Below are 19,297 nucleotides of genomic sequence, written 5' to 3' on the forward strand. Positions count from 1 at the left end.
GTCGGGAGCGGGCGCGCGCCCGCCGGCGCCGGCGCCGCCCAGGGGGCGGCGCGCGGACCCGTGACGCGGCGCGGTCAGGCGATCAACCCATGTCGAAGTCGCCCATGCCGCCCATGCCGCCCATGCCGCCCATGCCGCCCATGCCGCCCATGCCGCCCATGCCGCCCGGCGCGCCGCCGGCGGCGGCCTTCTCCTTCTTGGGCTTCTCGGCGACCAGGGCCTCGGTCGTGAGCATCAGCGCCGCGACGCTGGCCGCGTTGGAGAGCGCGTGCCGCACGACCTTGGCCGGATCGATGACGCCGCTCGCGAGCAGGTCCTCGTACGCGTCGGTCGCGGCGTTGTAGCCGAACGTGCCCGCGCTCGACCGGACCTTCTCGACGACCACGGTGCCGTCGACGCCCGCGTTCTGGGCGATCTGGCGGAGCGGGGCCTCGACGGCGCGGCGCACGAGCCGCACGCCGACGTCGCGCTCGTCGCCGAACTTGAGCGCGTCGAGCGCCGAGGCCGCCCTGAGGAGGGCCACGCCGCCGCCGACCACGATGCCCTCCTCGACGGCGGCGCGGGTCGCGTGCAGCGCGTCCTCGACGCGCGCCTTCTTCTCCTTCATCTCCGTCTCGGTCGCCGCGCCGACCTTCACCACGGCGACGCCGCCGGCGAGCTTCGCGAGCCGCTCCTGGAGCTTCTCGCGATCATAGTCGCTCGTCGTGTCCGCGATCTGCTTGCGGATGGCCTCGATGCGGCCCTTGATCGCGCCCTTGTCGCCGGCGCCGTCGACGATGACGGTGTTGTCCTTGTCGATCTCGACCCGCTTGGCCGTGCCGAGGTCGCGCACCGTGGCGCTCTCGAGCTTCTGGCCGAGGTCCTCCATGAACGCGGTCGCGCCCGTGAGGATGGCGATGTCCTTGAGCATCTCCTTGCGGCGATCGCCGAAGCCGGGCGCCTTCACGGCGGCGACCTTGATCGTGCCGCGCAGCTTGTTCACGACCAGCGTGGCGAGCGCCTCGCCCTCGACGTCCTCGGAGATGATGAGCAGCTCGCGGCCCTGCTTCACCACCTGCTCGAGCACCGGCAGGAGGTCGGCCATGGCCGAGATCTTCTTCTCGTGCACGAGGATGAGCGGGTTCGTGAGCACCGCCGTCATCTTCTCGGGGTCGGTCACGAAGTACGGCGAGAGGTAGCCGCGGTCGAACTGCATGCCGTCGACGGTCTCGAGCTCCGTCGTCATGCGCTTGTTCTCCTCGACCGTGATCACGCCCTCCTTGCCGACCTTCTCCATCGCGTCGGCGAGGATGTTGCCGATCTCCCTGTCGCCGTTCGCGCTGACGGTGGCGACCTGGGCGACCTGGTCCTTGTCCTTGGTCGGCTTGGCGGCCTGCTGCACGGCCTCGATGACCTTCGCGACGGCCGCGTCGATGCCGCGCTTCAGGTCCATCGGGTTGTGCCCGGCCTCGACGAGCTTCAGGCCCTCGCCGAAGAGCGCCTGCGCCAGCACCGTCGCCGTCGTCGTCCCGTCGCCCGCCTTGTCGCTGGTCTTGGAGGCGACCTCGCGGACCATCTGGGCGCCCATGTTCTCGAGCTTGCCGAACAGCTCGACCTCCTTGGCGACCGTGACGCCGTCCTTCGTCACGACCGGCGAGCCCCAGCTCTTCTCGATGACGACGTTCCGCCCCTTGGGCCCGAGGGTCACCTTGACCGCATCGGCGAGCGTGTTGACGCCCTTCAGGATCGCGGCGCGGGCGCCGCGGCTATAAACGATCTGCTTCGCAGCCATCTCTCAATCCCCTCGCGGCCGCTCGGCCGCATTGCAACGCTTGCGTTCGGTTGCCTCGCGCCCCGGATCAGGTCGCGGCGGCGGCGGACTCGGTCACGGCGAGCACGTCGTCCTCGCGGATCAGCACGTGCTCCTCGCCGTCGATCTTCACCTCGGTGCCGCTGTACTTGCCGAACAGCACCTTGTCGCCGACCTTGACCTCGAGCGGCCGGACCTTGCCGTCCTTCAGGATCTTGCCGTTGCCCACGGCGACGACGCGCCCCTCGATCGGCTTCTCCTTCGCGGTGTCGGGGATGATGATGCCCCCCTTCGTCTTCGTCTCGCTCTCGACACGCTTGACGACAATCCGATCCTGCAGCGGCCTGATTTTCATGGTGGCTCCCTCGTCATCAGATGATTGGACCATCGGCTCGCCGGACGTCCCGTCCACCCCCCCGCAGGCGCGTTCCGCCCCCGCGACGAGAGCTAAGTGCCCGAGATCACAGTCGCTTGGCACTCTCCTAGGCCGGTGGCTAAACCGCGGCCGAAAGTAAATCAGGCCCCCGGCACGTCAAGGGCGCGAAGCATGGCAGGCCCGACTTTTCGGCGGCCGCGCCTTCGGGGCGGCAAGACGAGAGGACACGGAAACCCGGCGGAAGGCCGCTCACGGTCGCGCGAGCCCCTCACGGCCGGGTGGTGGTCACGTTCGGGGTGCTCACCTCCGGGGCTTGCGTTCCGGCGGACCTTTCTTGTGGCCCGCCTGCACTCCAGCCCCTCCGGTGAGCACCCCGAACGTGTGACCACCACCCACGGTCGCACCGGGGGGCGTGGGGTGCCCCATGACACCGCGGACGGGCGGTGGGCGATGCGGGCGCGGGCGCGGTGGATGGGTGATGGCCGGCCAGCCAGCGGCTGGGCGAGCGCCATGAATATGGCACAAGATGTGCATAACCTACCCGAAACGTACAGAATCCGCGGGTTTCACGGCCAAGATCAAAAATCTCCGGGGGGTCGACTTTTGTTCGCTTGACTTGCCCGGCGGTCCGAGTAGATTCCGCGGCCCTGACGCCGTTGCACATCGCAACTGCCCCTTGGGGGATCGTCTAACGGCAGGACGCAAGATTCTGGCTCTTGCTATCAAGGTTCGAATCCTTGTCCCCCAGCCGGCCGAACAGCGAAGCTGTAGGCCTTCTCGACAGAAAAGGGTCCCATCGTCTAGCGGTTAGGACATCGGCCTCTCACGCCGGTAACGCGGGTTCGATTCCCGCTGGGATCGCCACCCTTTTCCAGATTTCCTCGCCTGCACGGCGCGCTGGCACCCGGATTGCTACCCGGCGCCCCTCCGGGCTGCCAGGCCCCCTGGTTCTCCGGGCGCGGTGGCTGAGCCGCGGTGGTCGTCCGTGCGGATCGATGGCGCCGCGTCCGCCCTTGCCATCCGTCTGCTGGCCGCTAACCTCGCTTGCCGGCAGGCCTTCTCGACAGAAAAGGGTCCCATCGTCTAGCGGTTAGGACATCGGCCTCTCACGCCGGTAACGCGGGTTCGATTCCCGCTGGGATCGCCACCCTTCTCCAGATTTCCTTTCGAGCACGTCGCCGGGCGTTTCAACCTGGAGCACGGCACCCAGCTCACCTGCCGCGGCCGGTACGAGCTCATATGAGCGCGCGCTCGAGACCATCCGCCGGCGCGTCGCGGGCGAGACGCCGGCCCTCTGGACGCTCGGCGAGGGGTGGTGAGGGGGCCTGCGCGCCGGCGCCGTCAGCCCGATCCGCGGCGCCCCTCCGCCCGCCGGGGCCTGCCGGCGGGGCCCGCCGTGACGAGGAGGAAGCCCTCGGCGCGGTGCGGGGAGAGGCCGCAGCGCGCGTTCATGCGCTTCGCGACCTCGTCGCCGGCCCGGATGAGCGCATAGAACCACCGGAGCCCGAACCGCTCGTGCCCCTCCCGGAGCGCCGCGGCCTGGAGCGGGGCCCCGAGGCCGCGGCCGCGGTGGTCCTCGCGCAGGCAGGTGCAGAGCGGCATCCCCGTCCAGGAGGGCGCCTCCCCGACGTCGGAGATCCAGAGGGGCGGGGCGCCCAGCAGCCCGAGATGCGAGAGCGCTCCCTCCCCGCCCTCGCCCGCGGGCCACGGCCGCGTCAGGACGCTCAGGGTGGTGCAGCCGACCAGCGCGCCCCCGCGGTCCCGCAGCGCTAGGGTCACGGAGCGCCCCTCGCCGCCGCGCAGGATCCAGCCCGGGAGCGGCGCGTGGCCGCCCTCGACCTGGAGCGCCTGGATCGCGCGGATCGTCGCGTCGTCGTCGTCCAGCGAGACCCGGGACAGGCGGAGGCCCGCCGGGAACGACCGGAACCGGTCGAGGCCCTGCACCGCGGCGTGCACCTCGCCGGCCGGAGCGCCCAGCACCGAGAGCCCCTCGTCCACGGACAACCCCGCCTGGCGCAGCGACGCGGCGAGCGCCGGGAGCTCCGGCCGGGGCGCGTGCAGGAGCGCGCGCTCGAAGCACCGCACGAGCGCCGAACGCCGCTCCGCGGGCGTCCGGTGGGCGTGCAGCAGGATCAGCGCGCGCCCGTCGGTGGTGATGCCGTCCTGCTCCGCGAGCCAGCCGCGCGCCGCGTAAAGAATCCGCTGAGCCCGGTGATCCGCCGCCTCGCCGAAGCAGCCCGGGCCGTCCGCCGGAGCGGGGCCGCGCTGAGGGAGGGCATCGTCACGATCGAGGTCGAAGGCAAGCATCATCACGGCATTCCTCCTGTCGAGCGGGACACGGCGGCTTCCACCACGGCAAAGGCCACCCGCCGGCAAGCCGCCACCGGCGAGAGGCGCCCGCGCCCGGCCCAGCGAGGCGCGCGCGCGCGGCGATCGAGCGGGCCCAGGCAGCACCCCCAGGTGCTCCGGCGAGATGGCCTGAGGCAGCGGTGCGAGAAAGCGGGAGAGCGCCGCCCCGGCAGCGGCGTTTCGGCCCGCGTGACGAGACTTCAACTTATCCCTGGTCGAGCGCCGCGCAAGCCGCGACATGCGATGATCCGGACACCTCGCCGGTCGCGTCGCGCGCCCCCGGCAACACATCTCAAATCATTGAAATGATTAGCAAATACAACCAACACCAGACCTCCACACAGGCCCTGTCCCCCGCCGCCAGGGGGCCGGGAGATGGACATAAAACGACCTAGCTCGGCGCGGCGCATGACAGCGCCCGAGGCGACCGGGAATCGCGGGCGATCGGGGCGGACCGACGAGGCGACATGGCCCCCAGGCGGACGCCGCGCTTCCGCGGTTGAGGACGATCGCGCGCCCTGGTAGGTTGGCGTCCAGTATTGCGTGATGACCACCGCCCTTGTCACCGAACCCGACGGCGCTGCGCCCCCGCTCCCACGCCCGTTCCTCAAGTGGGCCGGCGGCAAGGGCCAGCTGCTCCGGCAGTTCCAGCCGCTCCTGCCCACATCGTACGGGCGCTACTTCGAGCCGTTCGTCGGCGGTGCAGCGCTGTTCTTCTGTCTACAGCCGAAGCGAGCGACGCTGACGGACGTCAACGCCGAGCTCGTCGACTGCTACCGGGCGGTGCGCGACACGGTCGACGAGGTCATCGCCGCGCTGCGGGGTCACACCTACGATGAGGCGCATTATTACAGGGTTCGCGACCTCGACCCCGCCTCGCTCTCGCTGCCCGAGCGCGCCGCCCGGACCATCTTCCTGAACAAGACCGGCTTCAACGGGCTCTATCGGGTCAACAGCGCCGGCCGCTTCAACGTGCCTTTCGGCCGCTACGTGAACCCGGCCATCTGCAACCCGCCCCAGCTGCGGGCCTGCTCGGCGGCGCTCCAGGGCGTCGAGCTCGAGGTCCGCGACTTCGAGCGCGTGCTCGACCACGCCGCGGCCGGCGACTTCGTCTACCTGGACCCGCCCTACTCCCCGGTGTCGTCGACCGCGAACTTCACGTCCTACAGCGCGGGCGGCTTCAGCTTCCGCGATCAGGAGCGCCTGGCCGACCTCTTCGCGGCGCTCGACCGGCGGGGCGTCCAGGTGATGCTCTCGAACTCCGATGTTCCCGAGATCCCGCCGCTCTACAAGCGATTCCGGATCGACCGCGTGGCAGCGCTCCGGAGCATCAACGCGAAGAGCGACGCCAGGGGCCGCGTGGGAGAGATCGTGATCCGGAATTACGGGAGCCGGCGGGGCCGCAAGGCGGACAGGGACGGCTGAGGGGAGGCCGCGCCCCGGCGCGCTCCCCGCGCCCCGGCGCGCGCGTCAGTCGACGGTCTTGCCCTCGTGCTTCTCCGGATCGGGGGCCACGCACTCCTCGGCGTTCGCCATCGCGACCTCGATCTCCTCGTGCACCTCGCTGGAGGTGATCTTCTTCCCCTCCGGGCCCTCGGCCTCCCACACGAAGCCACGGAGCTCGCCGGGCCGCTCGGGGATCCAGCGGACCCGCAAGGTCCAGCCGCGTATCTCGGCCTGATAACCGCCCTCGTGATCTCGCTGCCAGGCGGAGATGGTCGGGTGCTTCAGCATCGCAACGCCTCCTGATCAGCGGGTCGAGCGGACAAAAGAACTGTTCCCGAATGGCCGCGCTCCCCCCCCGAGCAACGCCGCCGTCCGGGAACACGGGGAAGCTAGCAGGCGCCTGGCGCGGAGCGCATCAGGCAGGCGTGTGTTCCTCATGAGGGCGCACCTTACCTCAGTCCCAGCGCGCGCCGAAAGGTCCTCGCCCGTCCGTCGGGCGACCGGCGCGAGCGGCGCGCGCCGCGCAAGGTGGCATCGCGCGGACGGGCGGCGCCGGTGCCCTGGCGCCGGCGCCCTGGCCCCTATGCTACGAAGTCCCGCATGGGGGCAGGACTCCTCATCCTCGCTGGGGTCGCGCTCGTCGGCTATCTCCTCGTCGCCCCCCTCGTCGCCTTCGTGTTCGCCGTCCGGGCCAACCGGCGTAACGAAGATCTGCTGCTGCGGATCCACGCCCTCGAGCACCGCGTGGCCGAGCTGTCAGGGCAGCGCGGCCGCGCCGGGCTGGCGGCGGCGCAGGGCGCGCGCAGCGCGAGCGCGGCGGAGCCGGGACGAGCCATCGCGAGCGCAGCCGCCCCGGCGGCGGTCGCGGCTGCCTCGGTCGCGAGCGCACCGGTCGCCGACGCGCCCGCGGCGGGCGCCGCCCATGCCGCCCCCACCGCTGCGCCCCCGGCGGGCGCCGCCGATGCCGCTGCCGCCGCCCCCACCGCTGCGCCCCCGGCGGGCGCCGCCGATGCCGCCGATGCCGCTGCCGCCGCCCCGACCGCTGCGCCCCCGGCCGGCGCCGCCAATGCCGCCCCGACCGCTGCGCCCCCGACGGTCGACGCCGTCGCAGCGCCTCGCCCCGCGGCGGCGCTGCCCGGGAGAGCCCTCGGCGAGGGCGCGCCCGCACGCCAGGGAGCCGCGGCGAGGGCCTCGATCGAGGAGCGGCTCGGCCTCACGTGGCTCACCCGCGCTGGCGTGGCCACGTTCCTGCTCGGCGCGCTCTTCTTCTTCAAGTACGCCGCGGACAACGCCTGGATCGGGCCGACCGGGCGCGTCGCCCTCGGCGCGGCCACGGGCGCCGCGCTCCTCGTGACGGCCGAGGCGATCCGCGGGCGCACCCGGCGTCCCTTCGTCCACGCGCTCACCGGCCTCGGGCTCGCCGTCCTGACCGCGTCGGTGTGGGCCAGCGCGGTGCTCTACGCGCTCGTGCCGGTCCCCGCCGCGTCCGCGGCGAACGCGGCGCTCCTCCTGCTCGGCGCGGCGCTCGCGCTCCGCCACCGCGGCGAGGCGATCCTGATCCTCACCCTGGTCGCGGGCTTCCTCAACCCCGTCGTGCTGTCGACCGGGCAGGACCGGCCGCTCCTCCTGTTCGGGTACCTCCTGCTCATGACGAGCGTCGTCCACGCGGTGTCCGCGAAGCTCGGCTTCCGCGTCGCGCCCTGGCTCGCGCTCGCAGGCCACGCGGCGCTGTTCTCGGGCTGGTACGTTCGCCACTTCGACGCGAGCCCGGCCCCGGCCGACCTGGCCCCGGGCGCGCCGCCCTGGCTCGACCGTCCAGCCGGGGCGCTCCCGGGTCGCTACCTCCCGCTCGCCGCGCGCGCGGTGCCGCTCGCGTTCGTCGCGCTCGCGGCCGCGCAGGGGGTCCTGCGCGCGCTGTGGGCGCGGGCGCGCGGCGCCGCCACGGCAGGCGCGGCCACGGCGGGCGCGGCCTCGCCCCGCGGCGCCGCGCCGGCCGGCGCCACCCCCCGGGCCGCGCCCGCGGACGGCAAGGCGTTCGCCGCCGCCGCGCTCGTGCTGGCGCACGCGGGCGCGGGGGCGCTGCTCTTCGACGCCCCGCGCGCCCTCGCCGCCGCCGCGCTCGCGCTCGCGCTCGGGGCGGTCGTCGCGCTCCGGGCGCTCGAGGCCCGCGGCGCGCTGCTCGCCCCGATGGGCTCGGCCTTCCTCGCCCTCGTCGCGGCGCTCGGTGACGCGCCGGCGCAGCACCGGGCGACGCTCGTCGCCCTGACCGCGGCCTGGACCCTCGTCTACCTCGCGGGCTGGCTCCGCGGCGCCGGGGTCGCGCGCCCCCTCGAGCGGACGACCGCGATCGTGTGCGCCGTCGGCGCGGCGCTGTTCGCCTGCGTCGAGGGCGCGCTGCTGCTCGGCGCCGCGGCGGCGCTCTTCGCGCTCGCGATCGCGATCGCCGCCGCCTTCGTCGCGTGGCTGGCCGCGCGCGCCGGGATGCCTGGCCTGCTCCTCGCCGCGGCGGTCGCCTCGGCAGGCGCGCTCGCCGCCGCGGCGCCCGGCGCGCTCGCCGCCGCGCCGGTCGACGCGCGCTTCCTCGGCGCGTCGGCGCTCGTCATGCTGGTGTTCCTCGGCGCCGTGGGCGCCGCCGCGCGGCGCGGCGAGCCGGGCGCGCCCGCGCTCTCCTGGGCCGGCGCGCTCGCCGCGAGCGCGGCGACGCTCGGGTTCGTCGCGGCCGCGCTGGGCGCCACGCCGGACGACACGCCGACGCTCCGCGCGCTGCTCATCGCCATCGCCGGCGCCCTGGATCTCGCGCTCGGCGCAGCGCTCGTGCGCGCAGGCGCCCTCCGCGGCGCCGCGCCCCCCGCGGCCCGCGTCGCGCTGCTCCTCGGCCAGGCGCTCGCCCTCTTCGCCGCGGCCGTCGCGCTCGGGCTCGGCGGGCCGGCGGTCACGGTGGTCTGGGCCATCCTGGCCGCGATCGCCGCTTCCATCGCCGCGCGCACCGCCGAGCGCGCCTGGCTCGCCGTCACCCTGCTCCTCTTCCTGGCCTCGCTCGCGAGGGCGTTCGCGGTCGATCTGGCCGGGACCGAGGCGCATTTCAGCACCTGGCTCGCGTCGCGCGGCCGCGACGGCGCCATGGCCGTCCCCGTCCTGTGGAACGCGCGGGCCTGCGCGTTCGCCGGCGTGGGCGTGGCCCTGGTCGTCGCGGGGCGGGTGCTGTCGCGCGCGCCGGCCGCCGGCGCCGCGCGCGCCGGCGCCGAGCTGCGCGCGCCGGCGCTCACGGCGCTCGGCGCCGGCTATGCGGTGCTCATCGCGACCGTGGTCGTCGAGGTGCGGAGCGCGCTCACCGTCCTCCCCGCCCCGCCCCCCTTCCCGCTCGACGCCGCGGAGTTCGCGGAGCTCATCGTGCTGCGCAACGGCGCCCTCGACGCCCAGCGCGGCGGCCTCGCCATGGCGACCACGCTCGTGCTCGCGCTCGCCGCGAGCGCGCTGCTCGCGGCGGGCTTCGCCGCGCGCGACGCGTTCCATCGCCACGCGGGCCTCGCCCTGTTCGCCGTCACGATCGCGAAGCTCGTGGCGTGGGACGCCTGGCACGTCGAGCGCATCTACCAGATCGCGCTGTTCACGGGCGTCGGCGCGCTGCTCGTCGGCGGAGGGTTCCTGTACGCGCGGTTCGGCCGGCGCCTCGCCTCGCTCCTCCGCGCCGGCCCCGGGGGCGCGGCCGGGTTGCTCGCGCTGCTCGCGACCGCCTCCTCCGCGCGGCCCGCCGACGCGCAGGCCGCCGCGCCGCCGTCGACCGGGAGGCACGCGCTCGTCCGCCCGATCGAGGGCGTGGACGCGCCCGGCGATCACCGCGTCGACGTCGATCTCGACCTCTACCGCGAGAGCCGCGCCGACGAGCTGCTCGCCGACGTCCGCATCGCCGGCCCCGACGGGGCCGAGGTGCCCTACGTGCTGCGCGAGGCGGGCGCCGCGCCCTCCGGGCGGATCGCCGCCACGATGCTCGATCCGGGGGTCGACGCCGCCGGCGTCGCGCACGCGACGTGGGCGCTCGACGCGCCAGGCACGCGCCACTGCCACATCGAGCTCAGCGTCCTCGGCAACGCCTTCCTGCGCGAGGTGCGGATCGACACCGGCGCCGACCCGCGCTCGCTCCGCGAGGTGGCGCGCGGCGCCCACGTGTACCGGATCCCCCGGGGCGCGGAGACCGTCGAGCACCTCGCGGTCTCCTACCCGCTCTCGCGCGCGGCGCTGGTCCGCGTCCGCCTCCTGCCCGACGGCGCGCCGGCGCGCGGCGAGGCCGCGAGCGTCCGCATCACGGGCGGCACCCTCTCCTGCGCGCCGCCGCCCGCCGCCGCGCAGGGGGCGCTGGTCCCGCTCGCGATCGTCGAGGCGCAGCGCGACGACGGGGCGAGGACGACCGCCGTCACGCTCGACGCCGGCGCGGACGGCGTGCCGCTCCAGGCGATCCACCTCGACGTCACCACGCCGGAGTTCAGCCGCCGGATCGAGGTCGCCGCGACCACGTACCGCGCGGTCTGGCCCGCCGTCGGGAGCGGCCTCGTCTACCGGATCCTCCCCCACGGCGAGGGGGGCGTGGCGCTCTCGTCGACGCGGATCCCGCTGAACCCCACCCGCAAGCGCTTCGTCCGCCTGACGATCCACGACGGCGACCCGGCGCCGCTCTCCATCACGGGCGCGCGCGGCGAGGTGCGCGCCCGGGAGATCGTGCTCCGCGCGAGCCACGCGGGGCCGCACTGGCTGTATGTCGGCGACGCCCTCGGCGAGCGCCCGGGCTACGACCTGGCCGACCTCCTCGAGCGGAGCGAGCGCGAGGAGCCGCCGATCGCGGCGAGGCTCGGCGCCGCGCAGCGCAACCCTGCCTTCGGCGCCGTCCGGGTCGCGCGCGACCTCCCCTTCACCGAGCGGCACCGGGCCCCGATCGGGGTGGTCCTCACCCTCGGGCTGCTCTCGCTCTCGGTGTGGGCCGCGCGCCTCCTGCGGCAGGGGGCGCCGCCGGCCGACCCGGGGCCGCCCCAGGAGCCCGAGGGCTCGCGCAGGCGCGCCGAGCCGCCATCGGAGAGGCGTGCACCATGAGGGGTCGGCGCGCCCTCCTCCTCGCGTACCGCGCGAGCGTCGGCGCGGCGCTGTGGTTTGCTAGCGGGTGCCCGGCGATCCCGGGCGACCCGTTCTCCGGCAAGGACGGCGGGGACACGCAGCACGCGGCCGGCGCGGGCGCGGGAGGCGCGGGCGCGGCGGGCGGCGCAGGGGGCGAGCTCGGCGGCGACTCTCCGGACGAGGGCGGCGGCCTGGCCGACGCGGACGGAGACGGGTTCACGGCGGCGGAGGGCGACTGCAACGACGGAGATCGGAACGTCAACCCGGGCGCGATCGAGGTCGTGATCGACGAGCCCGACGGGGCGGGCAACATGCCCGAGCCGGCCGACGAGGACTGCGACGGCCTCGTCGATAACGTCCTGCCTGCGTGCGACGGCGACCTCGCTCCCGACGATTTCGACGCCATGCACGGGGCCAACGCCATCGACCTCTGCGCCGCGGCGTCGCCCGGCGACAGGAGGTGGGGCGTGCTCCGCGCGAGGTACGTGCGCGGCGACGGCTCCCTCGCCGAGCCCACCGCCGCGGTGGGCGTGCTCGACGCGTTCGGGCCCAGCGTGCGCGCGCAGGGCGGCGCGCGCATGCTCGCCCTCTCCTCGGGCCGCGCCCGCGCCGCCCGCCGGCCGGGCGCGTGCGGCGGGCCGAGCTGCTCGAGCTACGGGCCCGGGCGCGCGCCGCCCGGCTTCCCGCTGGACAACCCGAGCTGCCCCCCCTCGTCGGAGATCCACGACGACATCGGGCTCGAGGTCGTCCTCCGCGCGCCGACGAACGCGACCGGCTACGAGTTCGCGTTCAAGTTCTACACGTTCGAATACCCGGAGTACGTCTGCGACAGCTTCAACGACCAGTTCCTCGCGCTGGCGACGCCGCCCCCGCCGGGATCGCGCGACGGCAATCTCTCGTTCGATAGCCTGGGCAACCCCGTGAGCGTCAACATCGGCTTCTTCGACGTCTGCGAGGGGTGCCCGCTCGGCGCGGACGACCTCGTGGGCACCGGATTCGGGCTCTGGAACGACGCCGGCGCCACCCGCTGGCTGCGGACGCAGGCGCCGGTGATCGGCGGCGAGGAGCTCACGCTCCGATTCATGATCTTCGACACCGGCGACGACATGCTCGACTCGACCGCGCTCATCGACGGGTTCCGGTGGATCGCGCGCGGCGGCACGGTCGCCGTCGAGACCACGCCGGTCCAGACCCCCCGCTAGCGCCGCTGCGGGAAGTCGGGCCGAGAGGCGAACCGCCATGGCGCCAAGGGCGCCAAGAAATCCGGGAAGTAGAAAGGGAAATGGGGGACAACCCTTCCCCTCTCTTCTTGGCGTCGCTGGCGCCATGGCGGTTCTTCTGCTGATCCGGGGCAACTCCCCGCAGCCGTGCTGGTATTGCGTCGCCCAAGCTCGTCCCTGGTCTCATGTGAGAAGGAACTGCCGTACGCTGGTTGTCCTCGAGATCAGCGGCGCGCGACGCCCGCCCCCTCCGCGCGCGCGCGCAGGGCGGCGAGCGCGCGCGCCGAGCCCTCCATGTTCTCCGCGTTGATGAGGCGCTTCGGCAACGGCAGCTTCGGGCGGAGGAAGACCTCGAGGGACACGCGCGTCGACCCGGCGTCGATCCTCTCCAGCCGCCAGACAGCCTGGAGATCTCTCACGTTGCCGGAAATGAAGCGGGACGAGTAGGTCTCGGCCCCGTCCGCGAGGACCGGCTTCTGGATCTCGATGCGCGCCCACATCGTGACCGCGCCCTGAAGCGCCGAGACCTCCATGTAGACGTCCCACCCGCCCGAAGGGGTCCGCCCGAGCACGCGACACTTCTTGTAGTGAGGCATGAACTCCGGGTAGCGCTCGAACGAGAGCACCGTTGCGCGCACCCGCTCGATCGGAGCCTTGACGACCGCCGTCGACCGCCCGCGGGAGTAGCCGGTGCCGCCGATCGGGATCGCCGCGCTCGCGATCCCCACCACGTCCGCCACGGGCTGGGCCCCCGGCTCCTCGCTCGCGGCGACCAGGCGCAGCGCGCCGCTGCCCTGCGAAAGCGCCGGCCGGCGCAGCGGATCCAGGTCCATCCCCCGCTCGCCAACGCCGCAGGCGGCGGCCGCAAGGGCCAGTCCCCCGGAGAGCGCAGGTCGGAGCAGGGCGACAACGGCGGGTGCGGTCGAGCGAGTTCTCCCCATGACCGCCGAGCTTGCCAGCAACGTGCCTGTCGCCGCGGCGCCGCACTGATCCCGTGCAACACATAGGACCCCGGGCGTCGCCCCACGCTGCCGCCGGGGACGGATCGGACGCGGCGCCGCGGTGACAGGCACGAAAAAGAGCGAGAGTCGTCCTACATAGCGCCACGCCGCCTTGCCGGCGCCACGCCGCCTTGCCGGCCGCTACGCCGTCTCGCCGGCCAGGTAGGCGATGAGGCTCGGGATCGGGACGCCCGTGGGCCGGCCGAACTGCCAGTCGGCCAGCTCGACGCCGACCCCGCCGATGTCGAGGTGGATGAACGGCAGGCTGCCGCCCTTGAGCCCCGACGCGATGTCGAGGAACGCGAACGGGAACTGGTGCCCTCGCGGCGTGTCCACGGAGGCGAGCCGGTTCGAGGAGACCACGTCCTCGGCGCTCGAGCGGGGAGCGACGAACGCGTAGTCCTCGCGCCGCGGCCGCACGCGCTCCATCGGCTCGCCCCAGCGCTCCGCGAGGACGTCGAGCCGATCGAGCTCGGGCCGCGCGGCGGTGTTGCCGATCGCGCCGGTGTACGGCCCGTGGGCGCGGAAGACGTGCCCCGTGAGCGTCGCGAGCGAGAACAGGATCGGATCGGCGGCGCCGCTCATGGCGAGCTCGCGCGCGAGCGCGAGCAGATCGGCGAGGACGAGGCGCCCCTCGGCGTCGGTGTTGCCGATCCGCACGCGCACGCCGGCGCGGCTGCGGATGATCTCGTCGCTGACGTAGGACTCCTCGCCGATGCTGTTGCGCACGAGGCCGAGCAGCCCGACGATGCGCACGCCCTCCAGGCCGAGCGCCGCGGCCGCGCGCACCAGCCCGGCGACCGCGCCCGCGCCGCCCTTGTCGCGCGACATCCCGGCCATGTGGCCGTCGGTCTTCAGGTCGACGCCGCCGGTGTCGTAGGTGACGCCCTTGCCCGCGAGCAGCACCGTGCGCCGGATCTCCCCGCGCGGCCTGTAGTCGAGCCGCACGACGCACGGCCGGTGCCGCTCGACCACGCGCGAGGCGCGCGAGACCGCGCTGATGAGCGGGTAGTCGTCGACGTTGCGCTCGATCTTGACGAGCACGCCCGTCCTCGCGAACGCCGCCTCGCACATCTCGGCGACGCGGCGCGGCGCCATCCGCTCCGGCTCGGTGCCGGTGATGTCGCGGCAGAGCGCGCGGCCGACCTCGATGGCCGCGATCTCGCGGGCGCGCGCCTCGGGCAGCCCGAGCGCCGCGACCGACTCGGCCGAGCGCGGGGCCATCTCGGCCTCGCGCGCCTCGAGCGGCGCCCACTGGCTCCCGAGCGCGGCGAGCGCCCCCACCTCGACCGCCCGCGCGAACCGCGGCGCGTCCGGGGCCCGCACGACGAGGAGCGGTCGGCTCGCCCCCGCCTCCACGGCGCGCGCGAAGCCGGCGGCCGCCGCCTCCGCCACGGAGCGGACGTCGTCGACGTCCTCGGTGAGCGCGCCCGTCGGCGCGAGCACCAGGCGCCCGCCGGGCACGCCGGGCGCCGGCAGGACGATCGGCGCGCACCGGCCATCGAGCGCGCTGTCCACGCGCGCGGCCGCATCGACCGCAGCGCCCACCGCAGACCCGAGCCCACCCGCGTGCTTCGCGATCGGCGACGGGGCGACGAGGACGACGGCATCGCAGGCCGCGATCGCCGCGGTCGGCTCGGCGAGGGCGTTGAAGGGCAGGCCCGCCAGGGAGGTGACACGGAACATGGCGGCAGATGATGTCACAGGGGTCAGGATTTTGGCAGCATCCGTCGCTGCCGACACGGCATCGACACCCCTGTCCGGGGAGGGACCAGGCGCGGGGAGGCGCCGCCCATCGCGCGCAGGGCCGCGCGCGCCCGCAGGTCGCGGCCCTGGAGATCGTCCGATGGGCGCTCCGATCGCGCTCGAATCGTGCTCGAATCGTGCTCGATCGCGCGCTCCTCCGGCGCGGCGGGCGACCGGGCAGGACCGCGCTCCGCGCCCCCGCGAGGAGCGCGACCTCTCCGCTCCCCTCACCAACCCGCGCGCGGATTGAAAAAGAAATGACGAAGGCCGAGGGCGATCGGGAAGGTCAGTGACACCAGGGACGGAGATGCGAGGGCGCACCTCGAGAGATGCGGGAGCGCCTCAGGGAGGAGATGCGGGAGCGCCTCGGAGAGGAGGTGCGGGGGCGCGCCTCAGGAGAAGAGCACGACGCTGCGGATCGACTCGCCGGCGTGCATGAGATCGAGGGAGCGATTGATGTCGTCGAGCGGCATCGTGTGCGTGATGAGCTCGTCGATCCTGATCTTGCCCTCCATGTACCAGTCGACGATCCTGGGGACATCGGTGCGCCCCCTGGCGCCGCCGAACGCGGAGCCCTTCCAGACGCGCCCGGTGACGAGCTGGAAGGGGCGCGTGGAGATCTCCTCGCCGGCCCCGGCGACACCGATGATGACGCTGGTGCCCCAGCCCTTGTGGCAGCACTCGAGCGCCTGGCGCATCACCTTGACATTGCCGATGCACTCGAAGCTGAAATCGGCGCCGCCCCGGGTCAGGTCGACGAGGTAGGGCACGAGATCCCCCTCCACCTCCGTCGGGTTGACGAAGTGGGTCATCCCGAATTTCTCGGCGAGCTCGCGGCGCTTCGGGTTGATGTCGACGCCGACGATGAGATCGGCGCCGGCCATCCGGGCGCCCTGGATCACGTTGAGCCCGATGCCGCCGAGGCCGAAGACGACCACGTTGTCGCCGGGCTTCACCTGCGCGGTGTGGATGACGGCGCCGATACCGGTCGTCACGCCGCAGCCGATGTAACAGACCTTGTCGAAGGGGGCGTCCTCGCGGATCTTGGCCACCGCGATCTCGGGGAGGACGGTGTAATTCGAGAACGTCGAAGTGCCCATGTAATGGTGAATCCGCTCCTTGCCGATCGAGAAGCGGCTCGTGCCGTCCGGCATCACGCCCCGGCCCTGCGTGGCGCGGATGGCCTGGCAGAGGTTGGTCTTTCCGCTCGTGCAATAGGAGCACTGCCGGCACTCGGGCGTGTAGAGCGGGATCACGTGGTCGCCCCGCTTGACGCTCTTCACGGACGGCCCGACGTCGACGACGACGCCCGCGCCCTCGTGCCCGAGGATGGCGGGAAAGAGGCCCTCCGGGTCCTTGCCCGAGAGGGTATAAGCGTCCGTGTGGCAGACGCCCGTGGCCTTGATCTCGACGAGGACCTCGCCCTCGCGAGGGCCCTCCACCTGGACGGTCTCGACCGTGAGCTTCTCGCCCGCCTTGTGGGCAACGGCTGCGCGCGCTTGCATGTTCGGTGGTTCTCCTCCCGCGAGCGGGGCGTTCGGGGGCGCGAGCGGCGCCCGAGCCCCTGAATACCCGGCCGGCGAAGCAGGTTTCAAGGGGTCCCGGAGAGCCGGCGCGCCACCGGCGCGGAGCGCACGGGCGACGCGGCGCGCCCGGACGACGCGGCGCGCTCGCGGCTCGCGCTCCCACTCCAGCCCACAGACGGCGCTCGCTCATCGTGGAACGGACAACGCACCTCGAGCGCCGGGGCACCCCGAACGTGCTCTCCGCGCGCGCATCCTTGAATCGGATGGCGATCGCGCGCGCCGGGGCGTAGCATCGCCTCGCTCGCCTCATGCACACGCCTCTTTGTCCGCTCGGTCCCCTCGCTCTCACGACGGCAGCCGCCCTTGCGCTCGCGGCCTGCTCCGGCGCCGGCGCGACCGAAGAGCCAGCGGCCGGCGGGCACGGCGGCGGTGGACGCAGCGTCTCGGCGGGTGACCAGGGCGGCGGCGCCGCGGGCGGGGGTGGCCAGGGCGGCGCGGGCCAGGGCGGCGCGGGCCAGGGCGGCGCGGGCGGTGAGGTCCAGTGCGTCGACGAGTGCCCCGCGCCCAACGGGGGTATCCAGGTCGGCTGCAAGACCCGCTTCATGTACGGGATCAACTATGCGTGGCACCACTTCGCCGGCGACTTCGGCGGCATCGCCGCCTGGGACCAGGGCGGCGTCTCGGCCGAGGCGTCCACGCACGCGGCGAACCTCGCGGACATGCGCGCCCACGGCGCGGGCGTCGTCCGGTGGTGGATGCTGCCGGAGCTCCGCGGCGAGAGCGTTTTGTTCGACGCGAACGACGACCCGACCGGCCTCGGCGCGACCACGGAGCGCGACGTCGGGAAGGCGCTCGAGCTCGCCGAGCAGGCGGACGTGCACCTCATGCTCTGCCTCTTCTCCTTTGACGCCTTCCGCCCGACCCGGGTCGAGGGGGATCTCCGGATCGTCGGTATCCGCCCGATCGTGACCGACGCGCGGCGGCGCGCGCTGCTGATGGACAACGTCGTCAGGCCGCTGGCCCGGGCGGTCGAGCGGAGCCCGTACCGGCACCGGATGGTGGCCTGGGACGTGATCAACGAGCCCGAGTGGGCGATCACCGGGCCGAGCCCGTACGACGACCCCGACTATGATCCGATGGCCGAGCTGGAGACGGTGACGCACGCGGAGATGGAGACGTTCGTCAACGACACGATCCGGGTGCTGCGCACGGAGAGCCGCGCGCTCATCACGGTCGGCGCGGCCGCGATGAAGTGGTCGAGCGCCTGGAGCAGGACGGACATCGATTTTTACACGTTCCACATGTACGACTGGATCAACCTGTACTGGCCGTTCAACCAGTCGCCCGCCGTTTACGGCATCACCGACAAGCCGGTCGTCATGGGGGAGTTCCCCGTCGCCGGGCTGTCCACGGCCACCGTGCCGGAGCTCCTGCAGAGCTGGTTCAGCCAGGGGTACGCGGGCGCGCTCTCCTGGGCTTACAACGGCGCGACCGCGGCCGAGCTCGATACGATCAAGGCCTTTGCCGACGAGAGGCCGTGCGAGGCGAGCTTCTGAGCCGGCGCGCGGCGCGATCAGGCGTCGGGTAGCCAATAGTCGATCAGGGAGGCGCCCATCACGTCGTGGCCGACCCCGCTCGCGATGGCCCACAGGGCCAGCGCGCGGCCCAGCGCCGCCATCGTGGGGAAGCGCTCCTCGGGGGACTTGGACAGCCCCTGCTCGATGATCTCCCAGAGCCGCGGATACGCCTCGAAGACCTCGAGGCGCGGCGGGTCGGCGCGCAGCACGTCGTGCACGATGGAGAGGCTCCCCGGCCCGCCGAACGGGCGCCGGCCGCTCACGATCTCGTAGAGCACGACGCACACGCTCCACACGTCCGCCCGCGCGTCCGCCTCGTACCCGCCGCGGACCTGCTCCGGCGCCATGTAGGCCGGGCTCCCGACCAGCGCGTCCCGCGCCCCCTCGCCCCGCGCGCGGGTCGCCGTGAACGCGATGCCGAAGTCGATCAGCTTGGGGACGGTCCTGCGGCCGTCGCGCACGAGCACGATGTTCGCCGGCTTCACGTCCCGGTGCACGACCCCCGCGGCGTGCGCGGCGCTGAGCGCCCCGATCACGGGCAGCAAGAGCTGCACGCCGGACACGGGGGACATCGGCCCCGACGCGGCGAGCGCCTGCGCCAGCGATCGGCCCTGGAGGAGCTCCATCACCACGAACGGCTCGCCCGCGTCCGTGACGCTGAGGTCGAAGATCCGCACCGCGGCGCGGTGCGAGACCCGCGCCGTGGCCTGCGCCTCCCTGAGCAGCCGCGCGGCGGCCTCGGGCACGATGCAGTCGCGGCGGATGAGCTTGATCGCCACGTCGAGCTCGAGGGCGAGGTTGCGGGCCTTCCAGACGGCGCCCATGCTCCCCTCCCCGAGGAGCTCCACGAGCCGGTACCGCCGCGCCAGGACGTCGCCTGGGGCGTAGCGACCTCGCGCGGTGTCCGACGCGGGTTCCGGCGCGCTGACCGCGCCGGCGCGTGGACCGGCGAGGCCCGTCCGCAGCGTGGCGGGCGGGGCGCTCACCGGCGCGGGCGCGGTGTCGCTCACCGCCTCGAGCGTCGCGACCTCCGCGCCAGGGAGCCACACCGAGCCGGACGGCCGCGGCAGCCTGCCCGGCGTCCTGATGTCGACGGGCTCGAACGGGGGGCGGTGACCGGCCGACCTGCGCGGAGATCGCGGCGAGCGATGGGCCCGCTGAGAT

Annotated in this window: 12 protein-coding genes and 3 tRNA genes; 7 read left to right on the forward strand and 8 right to left on the reverse strand. The window is 73.8% G+C overall.

Annotated features, from left to right (window positions below):
• Positions 1–82: 82 nt before the first annotated feature.
• A complete protein-coding gene (groL, locus tag WMF31_RS24455; protein ID WP_436604253.1) occupies positions 83–1,771 on the reverse strand; it encodes a chaperonin GroEL in 1,689 nt (562 codons plus the stop codon).
• Positions 1,772–1,838: 67 nt separating this feature from the next.
• Complete coding sequence (gene groES / locus WMF31_RS24460) at positions 1,839–2,144, reverse strand: co-chaperone GroES (RefSeq protein WP_129347206.1); 306 nt, start codon at positions 2,142–2,144, stop codon at positions 1,839–1,841.
• A 698-nt stretch (positions 2,145–2,842) separates the two neighbouring features.
• Between groES and WMF31_RS24465 the strand changes: the two genes are divergently transcribed.
• The 3 genes from WMF31_RS24465 to WMF31_RS24475 all read left to right on the forward strand — a co-directional run bounded on the left by WMF31_RS24465 (position 2,843) and on the right by WMF31_RS24475 (position 3,312).
• Positions 2,843–2,913, forward strand: a tRNA-Gln gene (locus tag WMF31_RS24465).
• Between the two features lie 41 nt (positions 2,914–2,954).
• Positions 2,955–3,029 (forward strand) — tRNA-Glu (locus tag WMF31_RS24470).
• 208 nt (positions 3,030–3,237) lie between these two features.
• Positions 3,238–3,312: transfer RNA gene (locus WMF31_RS24475), tRNA-Glu, on the forward strand.
• A gap of 194 nt (positions 3,313–3,506) precedes the next feature.
• Here the strand turns inward: WMF31_RS24475 and WMF31_RS24480 are convergent.
• Positions 3,507–4,475, reverse strand: a complete 969-nt coding sequence (locus tag WMF31_RS24480) for a hypothetical protein (RefSeq protein WP_436604254.1) — start codon at positions 4,473–4,475, stop codon at positions 3,507–3,509.
• A gap of 585 nt (positions 4,476–5,060) precedes the next feature.
• On the opposite strand from WMF31_RS24480, the gene WMF31_RS24485 reads away from it, so the two are divergent.
• A complete protein-coding gene (locus tag WMF31_RS24485) occupies positions 5,061–5,939 on the forward strand; it encodes a DNA adenine methylase (protein ID WP_436604255.1) in 879 nt (292 codons plus the stop codon).
• Positions 5,940–5,984: 45 nt separating this feature from the next.
• On the opposite strand, the gene WMF31_RS24490 is transcribed toward WMF31_RS24485, so the two are convergent.
• Positions 5,985–6,248 (reverse strand): hypothetical protein, encoded by a 264-nt coding sequence (locus WMF31_RS24490; RefSeq protein WP_436604256.1) that lies wholly within the window; start codon positions 6,246–6,248, stop codon positions 5,985–5,987.
• Positions 6,249–6,560: 312 nt separating this feature from the next.
• Between WMF31_RS24490 and WMF31_RS24495 the strand changes: the two genes are divergently transcribed.
• Together WMF31_RS24495 and WMF31_RS24500 are read left to right on the forward strand one after the other, a co-directional pair.
• Positions 6,561–11,042, forward strand: coding sequence for a DUF2339 domain-containing protein (locus tag WMF31_RS24495; RefSeq protein ID WP_436604257.1), 4,482 nt, complete (start codon positions 6,561–6,563; stop codon positions 11,040–11,042).
• On the forward strand, positions 11,039–12,265 hold the full coding sequence (locus WMF31_RS24500) for a choice-of-anchor L domain-containing protein (protein ID WP_436604258.1): 1,227 nt from the start codon (positions 11,039–11,041) through the stop codon (positions 12,263–12,265). The genes WMF31_RS24495 and WMF31_RS24500 overlap by 4 nt, the downstream gene beginning before the upstream one ends.
• A 242-nt stretch (positions 12,266–12,507) precedes the next feature.
• On the opposite strand, the gene WMF31_RS24505 is transcribed toward WMF31_RS24500, so the two are convergent.
• From WMF31_RS24505 to WMF31_RS24515, 3 genes are all read right to left on the reverse strand, one after another.
• On the reverse strand, positions 12,508–13,116 hold the full coding sequence (locus WMF31_RS24505; protein ID WP_436604259.1) for a type II toxin-antitoxin system RatA family toxin: 609 nt from the start codon (positions 13,114–13,116) through the stop codon (positions 12,508–12,510).
• 309 nt (positions 13,117–13,425) lie between these two features.
• Positions 13,426–14,970, reverse strand: a complete 1,545-nt coding sequence (locus tag WMF31_RS24510) for an aminopeptidase (RefSeq protein ID WP_436604260.1) — start codon at positions 14,968–14,970, stop codon at positions 13,426–13,428.
• A 452-nt stretch (positions 14,971–15,422) separates the two neighbouring features.
• Positions 15,423–16,535, reverse strand: coding sequence for an S-(hydroxymethyl)glutathione dehydrogenase/class III alcohol dehydrogenase (locus tag WMF31_RS24515; protein WP_436604261.1), 1,113 nt, complete (start codon positions 16,533–16,535; stop codon positions 15,423–15,425).
• A gap of 329 nt (positions 16,536–16,864) precedes the next feature.
• On the opposite strand from WMF31_RS24515, the gene WMF31_RS24520 reads away from it, so the two are divergent.
• Positions 16,865–18,112, forward strand: a complete 1,248-nt coding sequence (locus WMF31_RS24520; RefSeq protein ID WP_436604262.1) for a hypothetical protein — start codon at positions 16,865–16,867, stop codon at positions 18,110–18,112.
• A 17-nt stretch (positions 18,113–18,129) separates the two neighbouring features.
• Here WMF31_RS24520 and WMF31_RS24525 read toward each other — a convergent pair whose 3' ends face one another.
• Positions 18,130–19,182: a serine/threonine-protein kinase gene (locus WMF31_RS24525; protein ID WP_436604263.1), complete on the reverse strand. Its 1,053-nt coding sequence runs from the start codon at positions 19,180–19,182 to the stop codon at positions 18,130–18,132.
• Positions 19,183–19,297: the final 115 nt, after the last annotated feature.

It is taken from the genome of Sorangium sp. So ce1036 (assembly GCF_051369805.1).
Classification (GTDB): domain Bacteria; phylum Myxococcota_A; class Polyangia; order Polyangiales; family Polyangiaceae; genus Sorangium; species Sorangium cellulosum_F.

Bases quoted from the DNA above. Each gene is read 5' to 3' on its own strand.
- groL (WP_436604253.1), bottom strand. From the start codon at position 1,771: ATGGCTGCGAAGCAGATCGTTTATAGCCGCGGCGCCCGCGCCGCGATC.
- groES (WP_129347206.1), bottom strand. From the start codon at position 2,144: ATGAAAATCAGGCCGCTGCAGGATCGGATTGTCGTCAAGCGTGTCGAG.
- WMF31_RS24480 (WP_436604254.1), bottom strand. From the start codon at position 4,475: ATGATGCTTGCCTTCGACCTCGATCGTGACGATGCCCTCCCTCAGCGC.
- WMF31_RS24485 (WP_436604255.1), top strand. From the start codon at position 5,061: ATGACCACCGCCCTTGTCACCGAACCCGACGGCGCTGCGCCCCCGCTC.
- WMF31_RS24490 (WP_436604256.1), bottom strand. From the start codon at position 6,248: ATGCTGAAGCACCCGACCATCTCCGCCTGGCAGCGAGATCACGAGGGC.
- WMF31_RS24495 (WP_436604257.1), top strand. From the start codon at position 6,561: ATGGGGGCAGGACTCCTCATCCTCGCTGGGGTCGCGCTCGTCGGCTAT.
- WMF31_RS24500 (WP_436604258.1), top strand. From the start codon at position 11,039: ATGAGGGGTCGGCGCGCCCTCCTCCTCGCGTACCGCGCGAGCGTCGGC.
- WMF31_RS24505 (WP_436604259.1), bottom strand. From the start codon at position 13,116: ATGGACCTGGATCCGCTGCGCCGGCCGGCGCTTTCGCAGGGCAGCGGC.
- WMF31_RS24510 (WP_436604260.1), bottom strand. From the start codon at position 14,970: ATGTTCCGTGTCACCTCCCTGGCGGGCCTGCCCTTCAACGCCCTCGCC.
- WMF31_RS24515 (WP_436604261.1), bottom strand. From the start codon at position 16,535: ATGCAAGCGCGCGCAGCCGTTGCCCACAAGGCGGGCGAGAAGCTCACG.
- WMF31_RS24520 (WP_436604262.1), top strand. From the start codon at position 16,865: ATGCACACGCCTCTTTGTCCGCTCGGTCCCCTCGCTCTCACGACGGCA.